General features: G+C 67.4%; 21 protein-coding genes and 1 pseudogene. 6 read left to right on the top strand and 16 right to left on the bottom strand.

The genetic code is table 11. The features are described from left to right. Positions 1-4: 4 nt before the first annotated feature. The 7 genes from VFJ08_RS05055 to uxuA form a co-directional block, all read right to left on the bottom strand. A complete protein-coding gene (locus VFJ08_RS05055; protein WP_324995813.1) occupies positions 5-775 on the bottom strand; it encodes a PilZ domain-containing protein in 771 nt (256 codons plus the stop codon). 59 nt (positions 776-834) lie between these two features. Further along, a complete protein-coding gene (locus VFJ08_RS05050) occupies positions 835-1,677 on the bottom strand; it encodes an MBL fold metallo-hydrolase (RefSeq protein WP_324995811.1) in 843 nt (280 codons plus the stop codon). Beyond that, positions 1,641-2,324, bottom strand: coding sequence for an NUDIX hydrolase (locus VFJ08_RS05045; protein ID WP_324995809.1), 684 nt, complete (start codon positions 2,322-2,324; stop codon positions 1,641-1,643). The genes VFJ08_RS05050 and VFJ08_RS05045 overlap by 37 nt, the downstream gene beginning before the upstream one ends. Then, positions 2,321-2,923 (bottom strand): Maf family protein, encoded by a 603-nt coding sequence (locus VFJ08_RS05040; RefSeq protein WP_324995807.1) that lies wholly within the window; start codon positions 2,921-2,923, stop codon positions 2,321-2,323. The genes VFJ08_RS05045 and VFJ08_RS05040 overlap by 4 nt, the downstream gene beginning before the upstream one ends. 11 nt (positions 2,924-2,934) lie before the next feature. Beyond that, positions 2,935-4,014 (bottom strand): patatin-like phospholipase family protein, encoded by a 1,080-nt coding sequence (locus tag VFJ08_RS05035; protein WP_324995805.1) that lies wholly within the window; start codon positions 4,012-4,014, stop codon positions 2,935-2,937. Positions 4,015-4,077: 63 nt separating this feature from the next. After that, entirely contained in the window at positions 4,078-5,499 is a 1,422-nt protein-coding gene (gene pyk / locus VFJ08_RS05030; protein WP_324995803.1) for a pyruvate kinase, read from the bottom strand. 138 nt (positions 5,500-5,637) lie between these two features. Then, a complete protein-coding gene (gene uxuA / locus VFJ08_RS05025; RefSeq protein ID WP_324995800.1) occupies positions 5,638-6,813 on the bottom strand; it encodes a mannonate dehydratase in 1,176 nt (391 codons plus the stop codon). Between the two features lie 198 nt (positions 6,814-7,011). Between uxuA and VFJ08_RS05020 the strand changes: the two genes are divergently transcribed. Beyond that, positions 7,012-8,049 carry a substrate-binding domain-containing protein gene (locus VFJ08_RS05020; protein ID WP_324995798.1) on the top strand — a complete coding sequence of 346 codons (1,038 nt, stop codon included), beginning with the start codon at positions 7,012-7,014 and terminating at the stop codon, positions 8,047-8,049. Further along, entirely contained in the window at positions 8,046-8,996 is a 951-nt protein-coding gene (locus tag VFJ08_RS05015; protein ID WP_324995797.1) for a sugar kinase, read from the top strand. Before VFJ08_RS05020 ends, VFJ08_RS05015 begins: the two co-directional genes overlap by 4 nt. Before the next feature lie 84 nt (positions 8,997-9,080). On the opposite strand, the gene VFJ08_RS05010 is transcribed toward VFJ08_RS05015, so the two are convergent. Beyond that, positions 9,081-10,262 carry an AI-2E family transporter gene (locus tag VFJ08_RS05010; protein WP_324995795.1) on the bottom strand — a complete coding sequence of 394 codons (1,182 nt, stop codon included), beginning with the start codon at positions 10,260-10,262 and terminating at the stop codon, positions 9,081-9,083. 148 nt (positions 10,263-10,410) lie between these two features. On the opposite strand from VFJ08_RS05010, the gene VFJ08_RS05005 reads away from it, so the two are divergent. Continuing rightward, positions 10,411-11,124 (top strand): lipid-binding SYLF domain-containing protein, encoded by a 714-nt coding sequence (locus VFJ08_RS05005; protein ID WP_324995793.1) that lies wholly within the window; start codon positions 10,411-10,413, stop codon positions 11,122-11,124. Positions 11,125-11,130: 6 nt separating this feature from the next. Here VFJ08_RS05005 and VFJ08_RS05000 read toward each other — a convergent pair whose 3' ends face one another. Together VFJ08_RS05000 and VFJ08_RS04995 are read right to left on the bottom strand one after the other, a co-directional pair. Then, positions 11,131-12,549: a sensor histidine kinase gene (locus VFJ08_RS05000; protein ID WP_324995791.1), complete on the bottom strand. Its 1,419-nt coding sequence runs from the start codon at positions 12,547-12,549 to the stop codon at positions 11,131-11,133. Further along, positions 12,546-13,202, bottom strand: a complete 657-nt coding sequence (locus tag VFJ08_RS04995) for a response regulator (protein ID WP_324995789.1) — start codon at positions 13,200-13,202, stop codon at positions 12,546-12,548. Before VFJ08_RS04995 ends, VFJ08_RS05000 begins: the two co-directional genes overlap by 4 nt. 158 nt (positions 13,203-13,360) lie before the next feature. Between VFJ08_RS04995 and VFJ08_RS04990 the strand changes: the two genes are divergently transcribed. Next, positions 13,361-13,726 carry a hypothetical protein gene (locus VFJ08_RS04990; protein ID WP_324995787.1) on the top strand — a complete coding sequence of 122 codons (366 nt, stop codon included), beginning with the start codon at positions 13,361-13,363 and terminating at the stop codon, positions 13,724-13,726. A gap of 51 nt (positions 13,727-13,777) precedes the next feature. On the opposite strand, the gene nadA is transcribed toward VFJ08_RS04990, so the two are convergent. The 3 genes from nadA to nadB are packed head-to-tail and all read right to left on the bottom strand — an operon-like array spanning position 13,778 to position 17,175. Beyond that, positions 13,778-14,725, bottom strand: a complete 948-nt coding sequence (gene nadA, locus VFJ08_RS04985; RefSeq protein ID WP_324995785.1) for a quinolinate synthase NadA — start codon at positions 14,723-14,725, stop codon at positions 13,778-13,780. A gap of 27 nt (positions 14,726-14,752) precedes the next feature. Further along, complete coding sequence (gene nadC, locus VFJ08_RS04980; RefSeq protein WP_324995783.1) at positions 14,753-15,607, bottom strand: carboxylating nicotinate-nucleotide diphosphorylase; 855 nt, start codon at positions 15,605-15,607, stop codon at positions 14,753-14,755. Then, positions 15,604-17,175 (bottom strand): L-aspartate oxidase, encoded by a 1,572-nt coding sequence (gene nadB / locus VFJ08_RS04975; RefSeq protein WP_324995781.1) that lies wholly within the window; start codon positions 17,173-17,175, stop codon positions 15,604-15,606. The genes nadC and nadB overlap by 4 nt, the downstream gene beginning before the upstream one ends. A gap of 544 nt (positions 17,176-17,719) precedes the next feature. Between nadB and VFJ08_RS04970 the strand changes: the two genes are divergently transcribed. Together VFJ08_RS04970 and VFJ08_RS04965 are read left to right on the top strand one after the other, a co-directional pair. Beyond that, the gene (locus VFJ08_RS04970; protein WP_324995779.1) at positions 17,720-19,156 is read left to right on the top strand and encodes an MATE family efflux transporter; all 1,437 of its coding nucleotides are present in this window, start codon (positions 17,720-17,722) and stop codon (positions 19,154-19,156) included. 27 nt (positions 19,157-19,183) lie between these two features. Further along, positions 19,184-19,978, top strand: coding sequence for a hypothetical protein (locus tag VFJ08_RS04965; RefSeq protein WP_324995777.1), 795 nt, complete (start codon positions 19,184-19,186; stop codon positions 19,976-19,978). Between the two features lie 110 nt (positions 19,979-20,088). Here VFJ08_RS04965 and VFJ08_RS04960 read toward each other — a convergent pair whose 3' ends face one another. The 3 genes and pseudogenes from VFJ08_RS04960 to sthA form a co-directional block, all read right to left on the bottom strand. Continuing rightward, entirely contained in the window at positions 20,089-21,747 is a 1,659-nt protein-coding gene (locus tag VFJ08_RS04960; RefSeq protein ID WP_324995775.1) for an acetolactate synthase large subunit, read from the bottom strand. Between the two features lie 86 nt (positions 21,748-21,833). Next, positions 21,834-23,180, bottom strand: a complete 1,347-nt coding sequence (gdhA, locus tag VFJ08_RS04955; RefSeq protein WP_324995773.1) for an NADP-specific glutamate dehydrogenase — start codon at positions 23,178-23,180, stop codon at positions 21,834-21,836. Between the two features lie 256 nt (positions 23,181-23,436). Then, positions 23,437-24,831: pseudogene (sthA, locus tag VFJ08_RS04950) on the bottom strand (Si-specific NAD(P)(+) transhydrogenase); the annotation flags it as partial. Positions 24,832-25,016: the final 185 nt, after the last annotated feature.

Here is a 25,016-nt window from a genome sequence, read left to right as displayed (position 1 = left end):
GGCGTTAGGGACTGATCTGAAACAGCGGAGATGGCGCCAGGGGCCGCAGTTCACCGCGATCGTGCTGGCGGCGCTCGGCCTCACGATCGATCTCGCAGGTCAGAAACCACAATCGGCGCGCCTGCTCGTCGCTCAGCCCGGCGAAAATCAGCCCGAGCTGGATCGATGCGCCGGCCTGCACGGCCACATCGCCGACCCGGGCGCCGAACACCGATTCCTCGCCGTTGGGGAATACCAAGCGAAGATTGACCCATTCATCGGGTTCGATCGTCACGTCGCCGTCGGCCAGCGCCAGCCGGCAACCGCCGACCGACAGATCCACGAGCACGCCGGCCACCGGCGGCGCCTCGGGCCGTGTCAAGCGTGCCGCGACCGTCATCTCGTCGGCCGGCCGCGCACGCCAGTCGTGGCGCGCGTGACGCAGCGTGAGCCGCATCGGCAGACAGGTACACAGCGCCAGCCGGCCGGCGCGCGCATCCTGCGACACCAGATCGCAGCGCATGGCCGACGACACCAGATGCCCGGCGCGCCGCCGGGCCTCGAGCTGCAGCATGTCGCCGGCCGCGATTGGCATCGTCTGTCCGGCGTCGATGTGCTGCCAGACCAGCCGCGGCGGCGAGGTCTCGATATCCGCCAGCGCCACGTGATGGCCGCCGCCGTCGGCCATGGCGCGTAGCAGAACCGGCTCGGCCTGTGCGTGCAGATCGGCCAGCGCGGCGGCGATCGCATCGGCGTCGGTGATCAGGGTATAGGGGTTGTCGGCGTGGGCGGGCATGGCCGAATGGGAACGAATCGATAGCCGGCTATCGGCCGCGCGCCACAAAGCTTGAGCGCTCAAGCGCCGGCGCTTATCCAGCCGCCGTCTGCCTCGAGCGCCCGCCCCTGGTCGACCAGGTGCCGCAGATGCGCCTGCACCTGCAGCGCGGCCATGGTCTTAAGGCGATCGTGGAGTTGCGGGTACAATTCCTCGGCGATCGCGCCGGCGGTACGCGGCGTCGCGCTCGACAACGCCGCCGCGACCTGGGCCTCGCGCGCGCGCCGGTGGGCGAGAACTTCAGCGATCGTGGCCGCCGGATCATCCAGCATCCGGCCGTGGGCGGGCGCGATGCGGCGAACGCCGAGCGCATCGAGCCGCGCGAGCGTGGCGAAATAGGCGCCCATGTCGCCGTCGGGCGGCAGAATCACCACCGTGGCGTCGCTCATCAGCGCATCGCCGGCCAGCAGGATACCGAGTTCGGCGATTTCGAAGGCGACATGATCGGCGGCATGCCCAGGCGTGTGCCGAGCCACCAGCGTCAGATCGCCCAGCGGCAGCGCCTCGCCATCGGCCAGTTCCCGATCGACATGGACCGGCCGATCGTGATGCGCCAGTTCCGGCTTCGGCCAGGCGCGTATGGGCGCGCCCGTGCGCTCGGCGATCAGCGCCGCGCCGCCGGCGTGGTCCGGGTGCCGGTGGGTGAGACAGATCGCCGCCGGTCGGCCCTCGCAGGCCGCGATCAAGGCGTCGAGATGGGGCGCGTCGTCCACCCCGGGGTCGACGATCGCGTACGGCCCGCGGCCGACGATATAGCTGTTGGTGCCCGGCCCGGTCATCGGCGACGGATTGGGCGCGACGAGACGGCGCAGCCCGTTTTCGATCGTCACCGGGCGGGCGCTTGGCGCCTTGAACGCGACCATGTCGGCTCCCGCGCGAGACCGGCCAACGCCGTGGCGGTATCGCGGTAATGCGTGAGTTGTTCCAGCGTGGCACGGGTCGGCGTCATCAGCCAACGCGCGCCGGCCTCGGCCTGGGCGAGAGCGGCTTGCGGCGCAATCCACTCGGCGGCGACCGTCTCGCGGCCATCGGCGCGGGCCGGCTGCGCGCCCGGCGCGGCCAGGGCATAGAAACGCGTGGCGTAACGCCGGGGCGGGCCCGGTGGCGTGGTCCAGCGCGCAAACGCCACCGGCGCCCTCAAATCGAGTTCGATACCGAGTACCTCGAGCACGCCGGCCCAATCACGCCGGCCGGCGTTGAGCGCGGCCCGCTCGGCGGCCACGCGTTCGGGCTCGAGTTCGCGCGTCGTGAACAACAGGCCGGCTTCCTCGAAGCATTCGCGCAGCGCCGCGACGCGCCAGGCCCCGTCGGCCCTACCCGCGTTCCGCGCCAGTTCGCCGTCCGCGGCGTCCACTGCGCCGCCCGGAAACACATCCGCCCCGGCGCCGAAAACATGGCCGTGGTGGCGGCGCAGCAGCAGCACTTCCAGCTCACCGCGCGCAGCGTCGCGCAGCACCGCCACGGTCGCCGCGTCGCGAATCGTTACCGGATCGTGCGCCAGCGCCGTCACACCGGCTTCCCGCCGCCGCTTGCGAGCACCAGCGGGTCGAGTCCGGTGGCGCGCAACAGCGCCGCGGTTTCATACACCGGCAGGCCCATCACGGCGGAAAAGCTGCCCGACAGATACGAGATGAACTGACCGGCACGGCCCTGGATGGCGTAGGCGCCGGCCGCGCCCTGGGGTTCGCCGGTAGTCCAGTAAGCGTCGATCGCGGCGTCGTCGAGCACATCGAGCGTGACTTCGCTGACCACGGTCTTGACTGCGGTCGTTCCGCCCGAGCACAGGGCGACGCCGGTGATCACGCGATGGGTCGTGCCGCCGAGCGTTGTCAGCATGCGCCGGGCATCGGCCAGATCGCGCGGTTTGCCGAAGGCCTCGCCGCCGTGCGCGACCACCGTGTCGGAGCCCAGAACGCGCGCGGCCGGATAGGCGGCCGAGAGCGCTTCCGCCTTGGTCCGCGCCAGGCGCTCGGCCAGCGCCTCCGGCGCCTCGTCCGCGCGCCGCGTCTCGTCGATATCGGCGGGGATCGCGGTGAACGCCAGCCCAAGCTGTTCGAGCAGGCGCGCGCGCTGCGGCGAGGCCGAGGCCAGGATAAGAGATTCAGTCATCAGAGATTCGGTCATAACGGCTCCACGTGATCGATCAACCGGCCGCTGGCCGCCAGATCGAAAAAAGCATCGCGCATGAAACAGCCGGCATCGACCGCCTGGCGCCAGGCGCGTTCGCGCGCCGTGTCCGCGCCGGCGTAACGATAGAAATCGCGCCGTTCGGGCACCCGGCCGTCCACCAACCGGTCCATGAGCGCCGGACCGGGCCCGACCAGCAGCACATGATCGGCATAGCGCGGGCGCCGCCAGGCCAGGCGCTTGTCGAGCCAGCCGGGCACGAGCTTGGTATCGAAATGCGGCATGAGCACGATCGGCGCGGTCGCGTCTTTAACCAGCAGCGGCTGGTCGATGTGATAATCGGTGAGTCCGCCGTCGCGATACAGCCCCGGCGGCGCGCCCGCCGGATCGCGCACGGCCTGCATGATCAGCGGCACGTTCCCGCTGGCGAAGATCGCATCCCGCAGATTGTCCTCGGCGAGCGCGACGCTGCGGCTGGCGATACCGTCGGCGGCATAGACGAGCGCCTCGCCGTCGCGGGCGAACACCACCCGCTCGAAAAAAGCGCCCAGCCAGCGTCGCGAGGCCGTGTTGCCGAGCCCGGCCGCCACGGTTCCAAGCGCCAGCGGCAGCCGGCGATCGGTGGCCGTCGACCAGCGCGAGCGCACCGTCAGGGCATGCAGCCGGTAGCGCGGATGCGTCAGGATGCCGCGCCGCACCTCGGGCGTGAGCACGGTGTCGAGAATGCCGGCGAGTGTGTTCGTGATCTCGGCCGCGTCCGGCTTGGCGCTGTAGCGCTGGCCGATATAGGCCTCGGTCAGCGCATCGATCGCGCCGCCGGCGTCATCCGGATGACAGGCCGCCGCGCCGGCCCAGGCGCCGATCGACGAACCGACGATCGGCAGCGCATCCGCCCGCGCGGCGAACCAGTCGGCGAACAACGCACGATAGAAGGCCGCGATCGTCAGCCATTTCGGCCCGCCGGCCGCCCCGGCGACCGCCCCCACGCGCTCGGGCGTGAGCGCGCGCTCGCCCAACGCGGCACGGGCCGCCGGGCCCGCCTTGAGAGTCAGATAATGCGCGCTGTCGGGCATGGCGGCGTCGAAAGCGCCGGCACACCGCGCTGAGGGCGCCGGCCGGCGAAGTGCAAGCGGTCGCTATTCGATGGTCAGGATCTTCATCGTGTTGGTGCCGCCCGGGCCGGTGAAATCGCCCTTGGTGATCAGCACGCGATGGCCGGGGGTTACGTCACCGCGCGTCTTCAGGCACTCCATGGCCTCGGTGCTCGGCACGATACTGTCGAGTTCGCTGGGCTTGAAAGCCACCGGATAGACGTTGCGACACAGCGCCAGATACTGCTCGGTGCGCGGATACTGGGTCAGCGCGTAGATCGGCACCGGGGCGCCCTGGCGCGACATGAGCATGGCCGTGGTGCCCGACTCGGTCAGGGAGATGATCGCATCCGCGTGCATATTGCGCGCGGTATAGACCGTGGCCATGGCGATCGCCTCGTCGGTGCGCCGGAAGTGCGCCGCCAGGCCCGCCGGCGAACGATCGGCGATCGCCCCACGCTCGGCGCCCAGACAAATCCGGCTCATGGACTCGACCGTGGCCACCGGGTACTTGCCGACCGCCGATTCGGCGGACAGCATCACCGCGTCGGTGCCGTCGAGCGTGGCGTTGGCCACGTCCAGCACCTCGGCGCGGGTGGGCGTGGGGTTCTCGATCATCGACTCCATCATCTGGGTCGCGGTGATCACCAGCCGGTTCATTTCGCGCGCCTGAGCGATGATGCGCTTTTGCACGCCCGGCAATTCGGGATCGCCGATCTCCACGCCCAGATCGCCGCGGGCGACCATGACCACATCGGACGCGCCGATGATTTCATCCAGCGCGTCGATCGCCTCGGCGCGCTCGATCTTGGCGCACAGCCGCGCCTTGCCGCCGGCATCGCTCATCAGCCGCCGGGCCTGGTGCATATCGGAAGCGCCGCGCACGAAGGAGACGGCCAGGAAGTCGACCTCGAGCTCGACCGCGAGCTTGATGTCGTCCATGTCCTTGTCGGTCAGGCCGCCGGCCGACAGGCCGCCGCCGCGCAGGTTCACGCCCTTGCGGCCGGAAAGCCGGCCGCCGACGTCCACGCGGGTGGCGATGCGCGTGCTGTCGACCTCGGTCACCGTCAACGCGATCGCGCCATCGTTGACCATCAACTGACTGCCCTTTTTCACATCCGCGAGCAGCGGCTTGAAGTAGATGGCGACCGCGTCCTTGGTGCCGGCGTCGGCGGCCATTTCGGTGTCGAGGGTGAAGGTCTGGCCGTTCTCGAGTTCGACCGAGCCCTCGGCGAACGATTCGATACGGATCTTCGGCCCTTGTAGGTCGCCCAACACCGCCACGGCCTTGCCAAGTTCGGCGGCGACCTCGCGTACGGTGTCCACGCGCTTGCGATGTTCTTGCGCGGAGCCGTGCGAGAAATTGATGCGCACGGCGTTGACGCCGGCTTCGATCAACTGCCGCAAAATTTCCGGGCTATCGCTGGCCGGACCGAGGGTAGCGAGTATCTTGGTTTTACGATGCATGCCGTGACGCTAGCACAACCACCCGAAAAGCGGCAGACCCCGACGCCGCCGCCCGCATGATATCGCCGCCGGCGCGCATCGTATGCCGTGCGCACAGCGTCGTCGCGCGCGACCATAGCGGCCGCTCGGCGACCGCTCTCAACACCGGCAACGCAGCCCGGCCTCCAGACCGCGCAATTCGGCCAGGCCCTTCAAGCGGCCGTAAAGCGGATAGCCGGCACGCGTGTCGCGCGCGCCGTCGCCCAGCAGATGATGGCCGTGGTCGGCCCGCATCGGCAGCGGCGCGCCCCCGGCGACGCTGCGGCGGTCCTCCTCGGCCAGCAGTTCGGCCATCACACCGACAATATCGGCGTCGCCGGCCAGATGCCCGGCCTCGGCGAAGGAACGCGGCTCGACCCGATCGCGCGCCACCGAGCGCAGATGCGCGAAATGAATGCGCGGCGCGAATTCGGCGGCCATCGCGGCCAAGTCGTTGTCGGCCGCGGCGCCGTAGGAGCCGGTGCAGAAGGTCAAACCGCTGGCCCGGCTATCGACGGCATCGAGAATCCAGCGCGCATCGGCTGCATTCGAGACGATGCGCGGCAGCCCGAACAGAGACCGCGGCGGATCGTCCGGATGGATCGCCAGCCGCACGCCGGCGGCCTCGGCCACCGGCGCCACGCGTTCGAGAAAATAGCGCAGGTTCTCGCGCAGGCCGGCATGGCCGATGCCCCGATAGGCCGCGATCGCCGCGCGGAATCCGGCCAGGTCGTAGCCGGCGTCGGCGCCCGGCAGGCCGGCGGTGACGTTGTCGATCAGACGTTGGCGTGCGGCGGCGTCGAGGCTGGCCAGACAGGCTTCGGCGGCGGCGCGTTCGGCGGCGTCGTAGTCCTCGGCCGCGCCCGGCCGTTGCAGCAGGAACAGATCGAAGGCGGCGCAGGCGATATAATCGAAGGCCAGCGCCGTGCCGCCGGTGGCCAAGGGCCGCGCAAGTTCGGTCCGCGTCCAGTCGGCGACCGGCATGAAGTTATAGCACACGGTGGTGACGCCGGCCGCGCCCAACCGGCGCAGCGTGGTGGCCCAGGCATCGATGTCGGCATCGCGGCCCGGGCCGCCGGTACGGATCGCCTCGGTGAGCGGTATGCTCTCGACCACCGACCAGACCAGCCCCGCGGCCTCGACGGCGGTCTTGCGCTGATCGATCGCGGCCGCCGGCCAGGTGGTGTCGTTATCGATTTCGTGTAGCGCGGTGACGACGCCCGTGGCGCCGGTCTGGCGGATCTCGGCGAGCGTGATCGGATCGGTCGGGCCGAACCAGCGCCAGGTGTGCTCCATGGTGGTGTCCTCTTGTTCGCGCGGCGGCGCGGGATCGGCAGGCGCCGGCCGCGATGTCTATACTTGGGCCATAACTACGGTGTCATCATCGGCCAGGCAAATCCGCGTGGTCGAGCGATGCCCATTCGCGTCCAATACCCGATTCCCGCTGCGGGCCCGTGCCCGGCGGCCGGGGCTGGGCGTGCTTCGAGGAGTCCGATGAGCGATTCGCGGCCGCCGGCCCGGGACAACACGCGTCGCCCCACCATTCGCGATGTCGCGCGCGACGCCGGCATCTCCAAGACCAGCGTCTCGCGCTATTTCGGCGCCGAGCGGCATCTTCTGTCGGCGGCCATGCAGGCCCGGATCGAACGCTCGGTGGAGCGGCTGGGGTTTCGGCCCGACCGGATCGCCGCCAGTCTGCGCGGCGGGCGCACGCGCCTGATCGGCGCGCTGGTCGCCGATATCCGCAACCCCTACAGCGTGGCGCTGATCCACGCGGCCGAGCGCGCCTGCGGCGAAGCCGGCTATTCGCTGATGGTCTGCAACACCGACAACGACGAAGCGCTGGAGCGCCGGCATCTCGACGTGCTGGACGGCTACAGCGTGGACGGGCTGATCGTGAACACCGTCGGCCGCAATACCCAGGCGCTGGAGGACATGCGCCGGCGCGGTCTGCCGATGGTGCTGGTCGATCGCCAAATCGGGGCGCTGGATTGCGATATGGTCGGGCTCGACGATATCGCCGCGGTCGGCCAAGCGGTCGCGCATCTGGTCGCACATGGATTCGAGCGGCTCGAACTGATCACCGAACCGGTGGCCGGCATCAGCTCGCGCCTTGCCCGGGCCGAGGCTTTCGATGCCGAATGCCGGCGCCGCGGACTGCGCTCGAGCGTGTACGAGAGCGCGCTGCAGGATACCGGCGCGGACGCGCTCGAGGCACGGCTGCGCGGCCTGATCGCCGAGCCGGCCCCGGCCGCGGTGATCTGCGCCAACGGGGTGGTCACGCTCGCCGTATGCCATGTGCTGCAGCGGCTGGCGGGCTTCGACCGGCTCGGCGTGCTCGGAATCGACGAACTGGCCTGGTGTGCGCTGGTCGGGCCCGGCATTTCCACGCTGGCGCAGCCGGTGGACGCCATCGGCCGGCAGGCGATCGAGACCCTGCTGTCGCGCATCGACGGCGACCATGGCCCGGCCGTCATCCATCGCCTGCCGGCTACGCTCAACGCCCGCGGCTCGACCGCGCCGCCGGCATGAGCGGCGCGCGGACGGCGGGTGGCGGTGTGGATGCCATCACCTTCGGCGAGAGCATGGCGCTATTCGCCGCCGATACACCGGGCGATCTGGCCGGCACGCGCCGGTTCACGCGGCGGCTGGCGGGCGCGGACAGCAACGTGGCCATCGGTCTGGCGCGCCTGGGGCTCGTCGTGGACTGGACCAGCCGGGTCGGCGACGACGCCTTCGGCCGCTTCATTCGCGATGCGCTGGCCGCCGAGGGCATCGATACCGCGCATATAGTCGTCGATGCGGACCGGCCGACCGGATTGCAAATCAAGTCGCGTACCGTCGATGGCGGCGATCCGGAAACCCAGTACTACCGCCGGGGCTCGGCGGCGAGCGCGCTGCAACCGGCCGACCTGCCGGCCGCGCGGCTGGCCGGCGCGCGTCATCTGCACTGTACCGGCATTCCGGCCGCGATCAGCGACAGCGCCCATGCGCTGTGTCATCACGCGATGGACGCGATGCGAGCGGCCGGCGGCACGATCTCGTTCGACCCCAATCTGCGGCCGAGCCTGTGGTCGAGCACGGCGACGATGCGCGAAGCGATCAACGCGCTGGCGGCCAAGGCGGACTGGGTGCTGCCCGGCGTCGATGAAGGCGAGATCCTCACCGGCGCGCGCGACCCCAAAACGATCGCGGGTTTCTATCTGCGGGCCGGAGCGCGCGAAGTGGCGGTCAAACTCGGGGCCGAGGGCGCGTACTGGCAGTCGCGCGACGATCACCGCCGCGTATCCGGGCGCGAGGTGGCCGAGGTGGTCGATACGGTGGGCGCCGGCGACGCCTTCGCCGTGGGCTTCATCAGCGCCCGGCTGGAAGGCCTCGCGCCGGATGCGGCGCTGGAACGGGCAAACGCCATCGCCGCGCGCGTCATCCAGTATCCGGGCGATTCCGACGGTCTGCCATATCGCCACGAGCTCGATTGAACAAGCGAGATACATTGGATCGACCCGGCAACAAAACGCGCCGATTGCGCCGGCTGCCTCAACGCCTGTCGATTTCAGAGGCTTTCATGACGGCGGCGCGGTCTCATCGTCGGCGTCATCGAAGTGTTCGGCATGGCGCTCCGAAAGGAAATCGCCCAGCGCGTGCAGCCCGTCGATATGCTCGCTAAGCGTACGTATCGCGACCAGTAACGGAACCGCGACGACCATGCCCACCACCGACCATAGCCAGGCCCAGAAAGATATGCTGAGGAACACCACGACCGTATTCAGCCGTAGGCTGCGGCCGACCAGATAGGGCGTGATGAACTGCCCCTCGATCACCGATATGCCGAAATAGATACCGGCCACGATCGGCACCCAGCCGATCCAGTCGAAGCTCACCAACGCAACCGCGGCAACCAGCACCATGCCGGCGAGCGCGCCCAGATAAGGAATGAAATTCAGCAGAAAAACAATCAAACCGATCAGCAGAGCGTCCGGCATCCCGACCAGCGCCATGCTGATTCCGACCGCAATACCGACGCCGGCATTGATCATCGTGATCGTGAGCAGATAGCGCGAAAGCTTGCGTTCGATATTGAACGCGATGGCAACCGCCCGGCGCTTGTCGCGAAAGCTCGGCAATACGTGCACGAGCTTCTCGTAGAACATGTCCCCCGAGGCCAGCAGGAACAACAGCAGCACGAACGTGAATACGAACTGGGCAAGGATCGCGGGCGCCGTAATGAGTACGGTCGCGGCCATGCCGGGTTGTTTGACCTTTACTTTCTCGACTTGGCCCTCGCCGGATTGCGTGATGTCCTCGATCTTGTGATTGACCTCTATCAGACCGTTGACCGACTGCGATATCTCGGCCACCCGCCGTTGGATCTGGCGCTCGATACGGGGCGCGTTATCGATCCACTGCGATACCGGCACCGCGAGCGCCGAAACAAGTCCCAGCAGCAGCGCCATCAACACCAGCACGATGCCGGCGGCGGATAACGCCGGCGGAATGCCGCGGCGATCAAAGAATCGCCGAACCGGCCCGAACACCATCGACAACAGAAAAGCCAGCACCACTGGAACCAGAAATTCCTTGGCCAAGCTGAGCACCGCCACGCCCACGCAAAGGCACAGACCGATCAAGGCGAAGCAGGCCCAGCGCAACAATCCTTGAGTCGGCCCGAACAACCGCCCTTCACCATGATTCGGCCCGTGGCTCGACCCGCCGTCCGGCCCACGGTCCGGCTCGTTCGTGTCCACTCGTCCCCTTTACAACGGTCGCTTTTATGTCTTCATGTATACACTAAAATCAAGACGCTGCATCGGCCCCCAGTATTTTTGCGGATATATGGGCGGTCTTGCACAATCCCTGAAAGAATTTCCGGGGAATCGCTGGGGGAGAATCGATATGCAACGCTCGTTACGTCTCGTTGCCACGGTGGCGGCCATCGCGCTCGTTGCCGGCTGTGCAACCACCGGGCAACAGAACTACACCCAGAAACTCCAGGCGCAGGCCGCGCTGGCCGGGCGTGCGGCGACCGTGCTGCAACGGCAGTTGCTGCAGCCGAGCCGGCACCGGATTCCCAGGTCGCTGGTCGAGCAGGCGCGCTGCATCGCGGTATTCCCGAAGGTGACCCAGGCCGGCTTCATCATCGGCGGCCAGCGCGGCCGCGGGCTGATCAGCTGTCGTCAGCGCTCGGGCGATTTCACCAACGCGCCGCCCGCGGTCTATACCCTGTCCGCGCTCAGCATCGGTCTACAGGCCGGCGCCGCCGAGCGCGCGGTGGTGCTGCTGTTCACGACCCAGCAGAGCGTGCGCGCGGTGCTCGACTCGCTGGTCAAGCTCGGCTCGCAGGTCAGCGTCTCCGCCGGGCCGACCGGATACGACCGGAGCGTGAACAGCGCCGCGCCGATCGTGGCCTACGGCATCGCCCGCAAGGGCCTGTATGCCGGTATCAGTCTGGGCGGCGCCAGGGTCAGCTTCGATACCGATGCCAACACCGCCATCTACGGCCCGGATCCGGACCCGCGCCAAGTGCTGCTGCAGACCGACAACGTGCCGCAGTCGATGCAGACCTACGTGCGCGCGCTCGAGTCATTCACCAGTCGGGCGCGTCCGTAGCTTCGTTCAAGACCGGCGCGGGTCGGGTGCCTTATCCGGCCCGGAGGCACGTCGATGGCGGCCACTAGATGCCGGCCAGTACACGTGCACGGCATGATCGGTGTGGTCGGTCCACTCGCCGAATACGACCTTTGCGTCCTGCGCATCGGCGACCGCCTCCACCAGCGCCAGGCCGAGACCGGTGCCGCCCCGGCGGCCCTCGCCCCGGACGAACGGTTCGAACAACCGTTGGCGCTGGTCTTCGGCCAGTCCGGAACCCTGATCGCGCACGATCAGCTCGACGCGCCCATCGCCGGCGAGCAACAGGATCGTGACCTGGCCGCCGGCCGGCGTCGCCTCGATCGCATTGCGCACCAAATTGTCGATCAGGCTCTGGGTCAACGTTTGATCGCCGACGATTCGCGCCGCCTCGTCCAGCCGTTGCGCGACCAGTGTCACGCCGGCCTCGTCGGCCGGTCGGAACCGTTCGGCGATCACCTGCCGTATCAACGGCGCCGGATGCACGGTTTCGGCCACCGTAGCCCGGTGGCTGGCCTGGGCCAGAACTTGAAGCTGGCCGGCGAGGCGGGTCATATAAGCGATGCGTTCGTCGATACGGTCCAGAGCCGCCTCGCGCATGGGCGCGGTCCCCGCGCGGCGCGCGAGTTCGATCTGGCTTCGACAGCCGGCCAACGGCGTACGCAGCTCATGGCCGGCGGCCGCCGCAAAGATGCGCTGCCGCGACAGCGCCCGCGCCAGGCGTTTGAGCACATCGTCCAACGCGGCGAGCAGCCGGGCCAGTTCGCGCGGCATGTGGCGCGTTTCCAGCTCCAGCGGCCGGGGCGTGGTCGGGTCCATATCGCCGAGCACCCGCGTCAAGCGCCTTAGCGGCAACAGCCCCTGCCAGAGCGTGATCGCCGTGACCGCAACCAGCAATGGCAGCCCCCAGAGCAGAGGACGGGCGAACCGGGCGCCGAGCGTATCGGCCCGGGCCTCGGTCACGCGGGTATCGAGCGCCACGCTGACGAGCAGATCGCTCGCCGCGACCGGCAGGGTCAATACGCGCCAATGCCGGATTCCGACCACGCGATCGACATAGCCCACGCCGACGTCGCTCAGCTGCGGCGGAAATCCCGGGCTGGCGACGATCACGCCGCCGCCGACGCGGCGCAGTTCGAATACCGGCGCCCGCTCGGCGGCCGGAAAGCGATCGTGAACCGGCGCCGTGAACGGATATTCGGGGGTCGCCGGCTCCGCATCCGCCCAGTGCCGGCCCAGCAGCGCCACGGTGGTCGCGGCGCGATCCAGCCGTGCGTCGATGTCGGTATCGGCGGTATCGGCGGCCTCGCGGTGCGAACCCAGCCAGAGGCTGGCCCAGAGCACGACGAGCATCAGCACCAGAATGGCGCCCAGCCGCGCATGCAAGCTATTGACCCAGCGCATCATGCCACGATCCGATAACCGACATTGCGCACGGTCGCGATACGCTGAGCGCCGAGCTTGCTGCGTAAGCGATGGATCAGCACTTCTAGGCTGTTGCTTTCGGGCCCGTCGGACCAGCCGTAGAGCAGCGCCTCCAGATGTTCCCGGGTCACCGGGTGGCCGGCGCGTTCGATCAGCGCCTGGAGCACGACGAACTCGAAGGCCGAGACCGCGACCGGCCGCTCGCCCAGCCAGACGGCGTGATGCGCGGCGTCGAGCTGGACCGGACCACAGACCAGGCGCTCGTGGGCCCGGCCGCCGCCGCGGCGAACCAGCGCCCGAAGACGGGCCTCGATCTCGCCGGTCTCGGCCGGCTTGGTCACATAATCGTCGGCCCCGGCATCCAGCAAGGCGACACAGTCGCGACTGGCCTGGTAGGCGGTGAGCACCAGCACCGGCGCGTCCACCTGGGTGGCTCGCCAATGGGCCAGCACATCCGCGCCGTCGGCGCCGGGCAAGGCCAGGTCCAAGACCACCGCATCGAAATGATCGGCGTCAAAGGCATGGCGGGCGCTGTCGCCGTCCGCCAGCCAATCGACGGTATGCCCGTCGAGACCGAGCCCGGCCCGCAGCCCCTCGCCCAGGACCTCGTCATCTTCGATCAACAGTACCCGCATGGTGTCGGCTCCCGCAACGCCCGTTTCATTCAAGCACGGTCGAGCCGGGCCGCGTAACTAATATTCGGTTAAGAAATCGTGCCCAGCATCGCCAATGTTCGCGATAAGCGCCTGGCGTTTGTCACGAACGCAATGCCATTCATCGAAAGGAGCACGAAATGTTCAAGCGATTCATGATAGCGGGCGCGCTCGCCTTGACCGCGACCACGGCCTTCGGCGCAACCTTTGCCGAGATGGACAGCAATAACGATGGCAAGGTCACCAGAGACGAATACTTCGGCACCATTTCCGACTGGGGCACCTATTCCGATTGGGATAGCAACGGCGACGGGCTGATCAACCAGTCCGAATTCGATGCCGCGCCCTTCGACGGCGACTACGTCTACTGGGACTACAACAACGACGGCTATCTCGACTCCTACGAAGTCTACAACGGCCTCTACGCCACCTACGACGACAACGACGACGGCTACTGGGAGAACGGCGAATGGCACGACTTCGACGACGCCGGGCTCAAGAACTAAACCTGCATCGTCGAGTGCCAGCGAAGAAAGGCCGGGCCGTCGGCCGGCCGATCAACCAATCGCGAGCATGCGATCGATCGGCCGGCGGGCGGCCTCGGCCAGCGCCGCATCGACTTTCACCTCGTAGCGATCGTAGGCCAGCGCGTCGCGCAGCTTCGCCAGTGTGGTCATCTTCATGTATTCGCAGACCGAGTTCTCGCTGGCGGCGTGGAAGGTCTTGCCCGGGTTCTCTTTTTTCATCCGGTGCAGGATGCCGGTTTCGGTCGCGACCACGAACTCCTGCGCCTTCGACTCATGCGCATGCGTGAGCATGCCGCTGGTCGAGTGGATATGCGCATCCTTGCAGTCGAAGCTCATCGCCGAGTTCATCATGCAGGCGGTCGAGCAGCCGCATTCCGGATGGATCAGGATCTCGGCGTTCGGGTACTCGCGCTGCTTGGCGGCCAGATTCATGTCGCCGATCTTTTCGTGCACGTGGCAGGAACCCGGCCAGACATGCAGGCGGCGCCCGGTCATCATCTCGACGTAGGTACCGAGAAAACGATCCGGCAGGAACAGAATTTCCGTGTCCTCGGGTATGGCCTCGATCACCGCTACCGCGTTGGATGAAGTCACGCAGTAATCGCACTCGGCCTTGATCGCCGCCGACGTGTTCACGTAGGCGACCACCGTCGCCCCCGGATGCTCGGCCTTCCAGGCCACGAGCTGCGCCAACGTGATGCTTTCGGCCAGCGAGCAGCCGGCCGCCGGATCGGGGATCAGTACCGTCTTGTCCGGCGAGATGATGGATGCCGTCTCGGCCATGAAATGCACGCCGCAGAACACGATCACCTCGGCATCGGTCGCGGCGGCCTGGCGCGACAGGCCGAGCGAATCGCCGAGATAATCGCAGATGTCCTGGATCTCGGGGCGTTCGTAGTTATGCGCCAGGATGACCGCATTCTTGGCCGTCTTGAGGCACTGGATGTCGGCGACGAGCTGTTCGTGTTCGGTGGCCATTGTCGTTCCTCGTTTTCCTCGCGGCGCTCAGATGCGATCGATGCGCTGGCTGATGTCGAAGGCGATCACCGAATGGGTGAGCGCGCCGATCGAGATGAAATCCACGCCGGTGGCGGCGATGGTGGCGATATTGTCGGCCCCGACATTGCCCGAGGCTTCGAGTTGCGCGGCGCCAGCCACGCGCGCTACCGCCGCGATCAGGGTCTCGGGCGCCATATTGTCGAGCATGATCATGTCGACGCCGGCGGCCAGCGCCTCGTCGAGCTCGTCGAGCGTGGTGGTCTCGACCTCGATGCCGATCGCCGGCGCATGCGCCCGCACCGCCGCCACCGCCGCGCCGATGCCGCCGGCGGCGGCGATATGGTTGTCCTTGATCATGGCCAAATCGTAGAGCCCGGCCCGGTGGTTGACGCCGCCGCCGATGGCCACCGCCTTCTTGTCCAGGTCGCGCAGGCCCGGCACGGTCTTGCGCGTGTCGAGAATACGCGCCCGATGCCCGGCGACGGCCTCGACATATCCGCGCGTGGCGGTGGCGATGCCGGACATGCGCTGGGCGATATTGAGCGCGACGCGCTCGCCGGTCAGCACCGCCCGCCCGAGACCGTCGAAGGCCACCAGTTCGGTGCCGGCGGCGACCGCCTCGCCCGCGGCCACCGCCGGGCGCCAGTCCAGATCCGGGTCCAGCCGGCGGAACACCGATTCGGCCTCGGCCAGCCCGGCGACCACGCCGTCGGCCTTGGCGACCCAGCGCGCGGCCACGGTCGCCGTTTCGTCCAGCACCGCGTTCGTCGTGACGTCGCCGGTGCGCACGTCCTCGGCCAGCCAGCGGTCGATCCGCGGCCCGTCGAGCGTCGATTGCCAATCGGGGGCGACATTGGTCATGACATCACCGCGGCGGAAAGAGACAGCCCGCGCCGATCCGGCTCGTCCCCGCCGGCGGACGAGTCGCGCCGGCGATGCACGCCCACGCTGGCCTCGCGCGCCAGCGCCGCGCGCGCGATTGTTTGTGCCAGATCATGGATATGACGATCACGGAAAGCGAAATATTCAGCCGACGAACCGACGACCGGCGTCGTCGACCGCGCGGCTTCGATGGCGGCCAGCGCGCTCTCCAGACCGGCCCGGTCGCGCTCGATGCCGACATGCCGCGTCATCAGCGCGCCCAGCTCGCGCCGGCGCCCGGCGAACGATGCCGCGCCGGCCGGGTCGATCGTCATCGGCGGGCCGGACGCGATCGGCCCGGGCCGCGCCAGGCCTTGGTCGAACGCATGGGTGACCGCGCGGCGGGCGAACACCAGGCATTCCAACAGCGAATTGCTGGCCAGCCGGTTGGCGCCGTGCACGCCGGTGGCCGCGACCTCGCCGGCGGCATAAAGCCCGGCTACGTCGGTCACCCCGTCGCGGTCGGTGGCGACGCCGCCGATGCAGTAGTGCGCGGCGGGCGCGACCGGCACCGGCTCGCGCGCGACGTCGATGCCGCGCTCGGCGATCGCGTCCATGATGAAACCGAACGACTGGCGGAGCATCGCCGGGTCGAGATGGCGCAGATCCAGACCGACCCAAGGACAGCGCTGGCGCGCGATCTCGGCGGTGATGGCGGCGGCCACGGCATCGCGCGGCGCCAGTTCCGCGCCCGGCGCATCGGCCAGAAAACGCGCGCCGGCCTCATTGACCAGCGTGGCGCCCGCCCCGCGCAACGCCTCGCTGATAAGAAAAGTCCGCCCGGCGGGCTCATAGAACGCGGTGGGATGAAACTGCACGAATTCCAGATCGATGCAGCGCGCGCCGATGTCGCGGGCCAGCCCCAGCCCGAGGCCGAGCGCGCCCGGCGGATTGGTGGTGCGCCGGTACAGGGCCGAATAGCCGCCGGTGGCCAGCACGGTGGCGGCGGCGCGAATCGTCATATCCTCAGCGCGCTCGTGCGCGAATACGCGGGCCCCGGCACAGCGGCCGTTCTCGTCGCGCAACAGGGCGTGGGCAAAGCCATGCTCGATCACGTGGACCGAGGGCAGACCGCGCACCCGCTCGATCAGGAAATCGACCAGCGCCCGCCCGGTCTGTACCCCCAGCGCGTGCAGGATGCGGCGGTACGAATGCCCGCCTTCCAGCCCCCGGCGCAGGCGACCGTCGGCGTCGGTATCGAAAACCATGCCGGCGGCGATCAGGTCGCGGACCGCGGCCGCGCCTTCGGCCACCAGCAATTCGACCGCCGCGCGATCGCACAGGCCGCGCCCGGCCGCCAGGGTGTCGGCCACATGCGCTTCGAGCGTGTCGTCGTCGGTGGTGACCGCCGCGATGCCGCCCTGGGCCCAGTAGCTGCTGCCCGAGGCGAGCGCGCCGTCGGTGACCACGATCACGCGGGCCTGCGCGGCGGCCTGCCAAGCCGCGTATAGGCCGGCCGCGCCGCTGCCCAGCACCAAGAAATCGCAATCCAGGGTATCCACTGTCACGTTCGCTCTGCCCGGGCCGCGCGCCCGGATGATTCAAAGACCATAGTTCGCGTAGGTCGGATTAGGCGTTAGCCGTAATCCGACAGAATACAACGGCAATATTCTATTTGGCGTCGGATTACGCGCTGCGCGCTAATCCGACCTACATATAAATTATTGTTCTTGTAGTGTTGCCACGTTTATTTTTGTCTACATCCTCATAGAAAAAAGACGATAGAAGACGGTGCCCGGCCGCCGGCGCCGCACCTCGGCCGTCGCGGTATCGATCGTCGTTCCCCCTGCCTCGTACGCTCGGCCCGAACGCGCAATACCGGCATCGCGCATCGGCCCGTCACGGCCAATAGGCATCGTGTAGCCCCCGAATCTACAACAAACCCGTTGACGAGTCGAAGTTCGACGCCGTCCACAAGCGCGGTCGGGCCGCCGCGATCGATCGACGAAACCGCTCCGATCGCGCAAGATGGCCGCTCTTGACGGCCCTGGGCGGCAGCGCTCGCCCCAGCCCCCGGTTTGGCCCCCGGTTTGGCCCCGGTTGTCGTGAGTCATGTCGTTCTATCGTCGCGCGCGATTATCTCGTATCGAGGCCGGCCGTCTGGCCCGGCTCGCCCTGCCCGTGCTCGGCGCCCAGCTCGCTCAGACCGGCATGGGCACGGTCGACGTGGCCATGGCCGGGCACGTGAACGCGACCACGCTGGCCGCGGTGTCGATCGGCTCGAGCGTATGGATTCCGCTGGTGGTGTTCATGGTCGGCACGCTCATGGGGCTGACGCCGATCGTCGCCCAGCACGCCGGCGCGCGCACCTTCGGCCACATCCGCCCGGCGGTGCATCAGGCGCTGTGGATCGCGCTGGTGCTCGGGCTCGCCAGCGCGGCCGCGGTGGTGGCCGGCGGGCCGGCGATCTTCACGCTGATGAACGTGCCCCCCGATGTCGCCGCGCCGGCCACCATCTATCTCGACGCCGTGGCCTGCGGCCTGCCGGCGATCGCCGTCTACGAGACCCTGCGTTTTTTCTCCGACGGAATCGGGCATACCCGCGCCTCGCTGATCTTCGCCCTGCTCGGGCTGGCGGTGAATATCGTCGCCGACGGCGTGCTGATGTTCGGAGGTCCGGGGCTCGAATCGCTGTTCGGCGCGGATCTGCCCGCTTGGCTTGCCGGACTGCCGGCGCTCGGCGCGCTGGGCTGCGGCATCGCCACCTCGTTCTCGATGGCGCTGATGGCCGGCGCGCTGTTCGTCTATACCCGACGCGCGGCGGTCTACGCGCCAGCGCGGACCGGCCGCGCCTGGTCGGCGCCGGTGCCGGCTTTGATCCGCGAGCAGTTGCGGATCGGCATGCCGGTCGGGGTCGCGATCTTCGCCGAGGTGTCGCTGTTCACCGCCATCGCGTTGTTTCTGGCCGGTTACGGCGAGGTCGTGATTTCGGCGCATACGGTCGCGCTGAACTTCAGCTCGGTGCTGTTCATGCTGCCGTTGTCGCTCGGCATGGCGCTGACCGTGCGTATCGGCCAAGCCCGCGGGCGCGGCAAGTACCGGCACGCCCGCTTCGTGGCGTGGAACGGCGTGCTCTGCGCGCTGGCCGTGGCGGTGCTCATCGACGCCATTCTCATCTTCGGCGGGCAATACGCGGTGCGCCTGTATACCGACGCGCCCGCGGTGCAGGCGCTGGCCGTCAATCTGCTGCTGGTGGCCGCCATCTACCAGTTTTCCGACGCCGCGCAGGTCTCGATCGCCGGCGCGCTGCGTGGCTACAAGGACACGCGCCTCATCATGGTCGTGACCGTGTTCGCCTACTGGATGGTCGGGCTCGGCACCGGTTATATGCTGGGCGAGGGTTGGCCGGGGCTGTTCGCCGGCCTGGGCGTGTACGGCTACTGGATCGGGCTGATCGTGGGCTTGAGCGTGGCCGCGCTTCTGCTCGGCTGGCGGCTACGCCATACCGCCGACAGCCGTCGCGGCGGCCGCCGGCCGCTGGTAGATTAGGCGCAGTCCGACCGCCACCAAGTCTCTATGCGCGCCCGTTTATTCGTCGTTTCGATCCGTCTTTCCGGTCTGCTGCTGGGCGCTGCCTTGCTGACGACGGGCTGCGCGGCCCGGGCGCCCGAATCCGGCAGCGGGCGCGCCGCGGCGTCACCGGCGCCGCGCTCCACCGCGCCGGCCGAGCCGTCGCAGTGGATCGGCCGCTGGCCGGGTTCCGGCGCGGCGGCGCTGACCATCATGCCAAACGGCGACGGCAGCTTCCGCATCGACCGGCGCAATAAACAGGGCATAACCACGGATTACACCGCGAGTGCGGCCGGCGGCCGGCTGTACTTCCGACGGCTCGGCAAGACGTTCGCTATCCGCCCCGGCCGCGGCGACGAAACCGGCGATCCGGCGCTCGCCGGTCTGACCGACTGCTTGTTGATCGTGCCCGACGGCGGCGGCTATTGCCGGCACGTCAACACCGCCGACGCCCTGCCGCTGGCGCGCGGCGCCTATGTCGAGATCCGGACCGACTGCGGCGCGGCTCGCCCGGGCGATACGCTGTTCTTCACCGGCACCGCCATCGCCCGGCCCGGCCAGCGCGGCTGCCGTGCCTCGCTGGCCGGGCAACAAGGCATGATCTTTCACCTCAACGACCACTGCGCGGCGCCAAAGGCGACAAGCGGCGGCGGCAACGAAACGATTTCGGTGCCCGACCGCCACCACATGGCGGTCCGGGTCGGCCACCGGCCGGTCACCCTGTATCGCTACTGCGCGATCGGGTTATTGCCGCCGGCTTTGCAGCACTATTCGCCGCATTCAAGGGGGCATGATCGCTAGGGCCTATTGCCGTGCAACCCCAAATCGTGTCAGCCAAGGCGCAGAGCGCCGGCCGCAGTCATTCTGCGGTTAAGCTCTGCAACGCCGGATGGCGCGCCAGGACAATCGAGCTACAGAGCGCTGGTCAAGTGTCCCAGGCGGTCGGTCAGGCGGGTGTTTTCGCTGTAATCGACCGGGCAGGCGATAATTGTCACCGTATCCAGCGACAAGGCCGTTTGAAGCGCCGGCAGCAGCTGGTCGGCTGACTCGATTTGTACGCCACGGGCGCCGTAACTCTCGGCTTGCTTGAGGAAGTCGGGGTTGGTGAACGAGATATAGCTGGTGCGGCCGATTTCGAGTTCCTGCTTCCACTTGATCAGGCCGTATTGTTCGTCGACCCAGACCAGTATGACGAACGGGATCTGCTCGCGCATCGCCGTTTCGATTTCCTGCGAGTTCATCAAGAAGCTGCCGTCGCCCATCGTCGCCAGCACTTTTCGCTGCGGGCAGGCCAGCTTGGCGCCGAGCGCGCCCGGCAGGCTGAACGCCATGGTCGCCAAGCCGTTGGAGATCAAACAGGTATTGGATGCATAGCAAGGATACAGCCGCGCCATCCACATCTTGAGCGCGCCGGTGTCGGATAGGACGATGTCTTCGCGTCCCATGGCCTGGCGGATGTCGGAGACGATGCGCGAGGGCTTGACCGGAAAACTGTCGTCGCCGGCGCCGCGTTCGAGTTCATCCGCCATCAGCTTCTGTAGGCGCTGGATCAGCGGCCGGTCGGCCGAGATACAGTTCGGCTTACGCGCGACCAGCGCATCCAACGTGTTGTCGATGCCGCCCTGAATGCCGACCGCGAGCTGGTAGTTGGCGTCGACTTCCGCCGGCGTACGGTGAATATGGATGATCTTCTTGTCGTTGTTCGGATTCCAGCGCTCGGGGGCGTACTCGATCAGATCGTAGCCGACGGCGATGACCAGATCGGCGGCGTCGAAACCGAAGTTGGAATAATCGTGCTTCATGAAGCCGATGGTGCCGAGCGCATTGGGGTGATCCTGGCTCAGCACGCCCTTGCCGGCGAAGGTGGTGGCCACCGGCAGGTCCAACGCTTCGGCAAAGCGTTGGAGCGCGGCCTCGGAATGGTCGCGCGCCACGCCCGGCCCGGCCAGTACGATCGGCCGCCGCGCCTGCTCGATCAGGGCGATTGCACGGTCGATCTGGACATCGGACGGAGCGGTGTCCTGGGGTAGATTGCGCGCCAGCGGGGCGCCCACGGCGTCCGCCGCCGAGACGTCTTCCGGCACGAGAACGACGGTGGCGCCCGGCCGGCCGGACTGCGCGACCTTAAATGCCTTGCGCACGACCTCGCTGGCCGCGGCCGGCTGCGTGATCGTTCCAGCCCACTTGACAATGGGCCGGAACAGAGCCTCCAGATCAAGCATCTGGTGCGATTCCTTATAGCTGCGATTGAGTCCGGCCTGGGCGGCGATCGCGACCAGGGGATGACTATCGAGCTGCGCGTCGGCGGTGCCAAGCGCGAGATTGATCGCGCCGGGGCCCAGGGTGGCCAGACATACGCCTGGACGGCCCGTCAGCTTGCCGTAGATGTCGGCCATGAACGAGGCGCCCTGCTCGTGCCGCGTCGTGACGAAGCGAATCGGCGAATCGAACAACGCGTCCATCAGATGAAGATTCTCTTCGCCGGGGATGCCGAATACGTACTCGACGCCTTCCGACTCAAGGCATTCGACCAGCAGTTGAGAAACATTCCGGAGGCCGGTTTTAGGCATCGGTGATCCCTTGGTGGTTGATGGCTGCTTGAGCATGACTTCCACACGGGGCTTCATGAGATCGGCGCACCGCGCTTGTAACGTTATCAGATCACACCCATTGCCAACATCGCTTCGGCCACTCGGTTGAAGCCGGCGATATTCGCTCCTAGAACATAGTTTCTGGGATGGCCGTATTCGGCGGCGGTCTCGAAACAATCGGTGTGAATATTGCGCATGATTTCGTGGAGCCGCTGCTCGCTGTATTCGAAGCTCCAGGAATCCCGCGACGCGTTTTGTTGCATTTCCAGCGCGCTGGTCGCGACACCTCCGGCATTCGCGGCCTTTCCGGGACCGAACAGCACCCCGGCCTCCTGAAACAGCCGGACCGCCTCCGGCCGGCACGGCATGTTCGCGCCTTCGGCGACCGCCACCACGCCCGACGCGATCAGCCTGCGCGCCGCCTCGGCGTCCAGTTCGTTCTGGGTGGCGCAAGGCAGGGCGACCGTGCACGGCAGATCCCAGATTGAGCCGTTGGTCTCGTAACGTGCCGAGGCGCCGCGCCGCTCGGCGTATTCCGAGATTCGGCCGCGCTCCACTTCCTTGATCTGGCGCAGCATCTTGAAATCGATACCATCCGCGTCGTGCACATAGCCCGTCGAATCCGAACAGGCCACCACCCGGCCACCGAGTTGATGCACTTTTTGGATGGCATAGATGGCGACATTGCCGGAACCCGATACGATCACGTCCCGCCCGCCGAGCCCGGCATCATTCGCGGCCAGCATCTCCTGCACAAAATAAGCGGTTCCGTAGCCGGTCGCCTCGACCCGCACCCGGGCGCCGCCCCAGGCCAGGCCCTTGCCGGTCAGCACGCCGGACTCGTAGCGGTTGGTGATGCGCTTGTATTGCCCGAACAGAAAGCCTATCTCGCGCGCACCCACGCCAATATCGCCCGCCGGAACGTCGGTATATTCGCCGATATGGCGATAAAGTTCCGTCATGAACGACTGACAGAACCGCATGATCTCGTTGTCGGACTTGCCCTTGGGATCAAAGTCGGAGCCGCCCTTGCCGCCGCCGATCGGCAAACCCGTCAAAGCATTTTTGAAAATCTGCTCGAAGCCCAGGAACTTGACGACCCCAAGACCGACCGATGGATGAAACCGCAGACCGCCCTTGTAGGGCCCCAGCGCGGAATTGAATTCCACCCGAAAACCGCGGTTAATCTGGACTTCCCCGGCGTCATCGACCCAGGGCACACGGAAGATAATTTGGCGCTCCGGCTCGCAAATCCGCTCCAGCAGCTTGGCTTCGGCATATTCCGGATGCTTGCCGAGCATCGGCGACAGAGTCTCGAACACTTCGTTGATCGCCTGGTGAAACTCCGGCTCGGCCGGATTCCGGCTTTCGATATTTTGGCGCAACGCTGCTAGGGACTCTGAAATACTCATGGATATTCTTTTGCTCCGAAAATCCATATTTCTATCATAGTTCCGACGCCGTTACCGGCCTTGTTACCCCCGACTCTGGATTTGACTCGTTGCCCCCGGCAGACGCCCTAATCGACAGGGCGATGAGGCTGGCCGTTGTCATCTATTACATTGCGCTGCCGCTGCGCTCGCTCTCGGCGTCTTCTCGATCTGCTTCGATCCGATCCGCCGGCGCCGGATCGGCACATTCCGCCGCGGGGCGCATGAACACGCCGTCGATGCGGTTCAGCCCGTCGAGCGCGGCGGTGCGGTAGGCCTCGGCCATGGTCGGATAGTTGAAGGTCGTGTTCACGAAATAATCGATCGTGTTGCCTTTGCCCGACTGGCTCATGATCGCCTGGCCGATATGCACGATCTCCGAGGCCTGGTCGCCGAAGCAGTGGATGCCCAGAATTTCGTGCGTGACCGGGTCGAACAGCAGTTTGAGCATACCGGCCGTGTCGCCGGTGATCTGGGCGCGCGCGGTCTCCTGGAACAGGGCCTGGCCCACTTCGTAGGGCCGGCGCGCCTCGGTCAGTTCGCGCTCGGTGGGCCCGAGCGAGCTAATTTCGGGAATGGTGTAGATGCCGGTGGGCACATCGTCGACATACCGAAAACCGGGCACCTCGATCGCATCCGCGCTGGCCGCCCGGCCTTGGCCGTAGGCCGCGCTCGCCAGGCTGGGGTTACCGATGGCGTCGCCCACGGCATGGATATGCGCGACCTCGGTGCGATAACGTTCGTCGACCGCGATCTGGCCGCGCTGATTGGGCTCGATGCCGAGCGCCTCCAGGCCCATGTTGTCGGTGTTGCCGGTGCGCCCGTTGGCCCACAACAGCGCATCCGCGCGCACCTTCTTGCCCGATTTCAGATACAGCGTGACGCCGTCATCGTCGGCGGCGATACGGTCGTATTCCTCGTTGTGGCGAATCAGCACGCCGTAGGTCAGGCGCAGATGATAGGACAGCGCGTCGCTGATCTCGTCGTCGAGAAACTCCAGCAGCCGTTCGCGGCTGTTGATGAGCTGCACGCGCACCCCGATTCCGGAGAAGATCGAAGCATATTCGCTGCCGATCACGCCCGCGCCGTAGATGATCAGCGAGCGCGGGGTGAAGCCGGGATCGAGGATGGTGTCGGAGTTGAAAATGCGCGGATGCGAGAAATCCACGTCCGGCGGCTGATACGGGCGCGAGCCGGTGGCGATCACGGCTTGATCGAAGACCACGTCGTCGGTCTCGCCGCCCGCCCGCGTGACGTTCAGCCGGTGCTCGTCCACGAATTTCGCCTCGCCGGCGATCACGTCCACGCCGTTGCGGGCATAGAAACTCGAGCGCATATGCACCTGTTGGCCGACCACGCGGTGCAGGCGCTCAAGCAGCCAGGACAACGGCGCATCCGGCGTGCGCAGATCGTAGAGCAGGTGGGAGGACTGCACGTTGAGCAGCTGTTTCACCGCCTGACGCAGCGCCTTGGACGGGATGGTGCCGCGATGGGTGCAATTGCCGCCGACACCGACATCGGCCTGGCGTTCGATCACGGCCACCGATCGGCCGTGCTTGGCGGCATTCAGGGCCGCGCTCTCGCCGGACGGGCCGGTGCCGATAATCACGACTTCATAGCGTTTTGTCGTCATGCCGGACTCGTTCAAATCTGCATAAAGGCCAGGGCCTGTTGCCGTTTCATACGGCCCCGCGTTGCGACCCCAAATCGTGTCAGCCAAGGCGCGGGGCACCGGCCGCAGTCGTTCTGCGGTCAAGCCCTGCAACGCCGGATGGCGCGCCAAGTTATTTTTATGCGGGCCGCAATCCGAAGGCCGGC

The organism is Salinisphaera sp., from assembly GCF_035690525.1.
Lineage (GTDB): Bacteria > Pseudomonadota > Gammaproteobacteria > Nevskiales > Salinisphaeraceae > Salinisphaera.
This window is presented reverse-complemented; position numbering and strand designations above follow the sequence as displayed.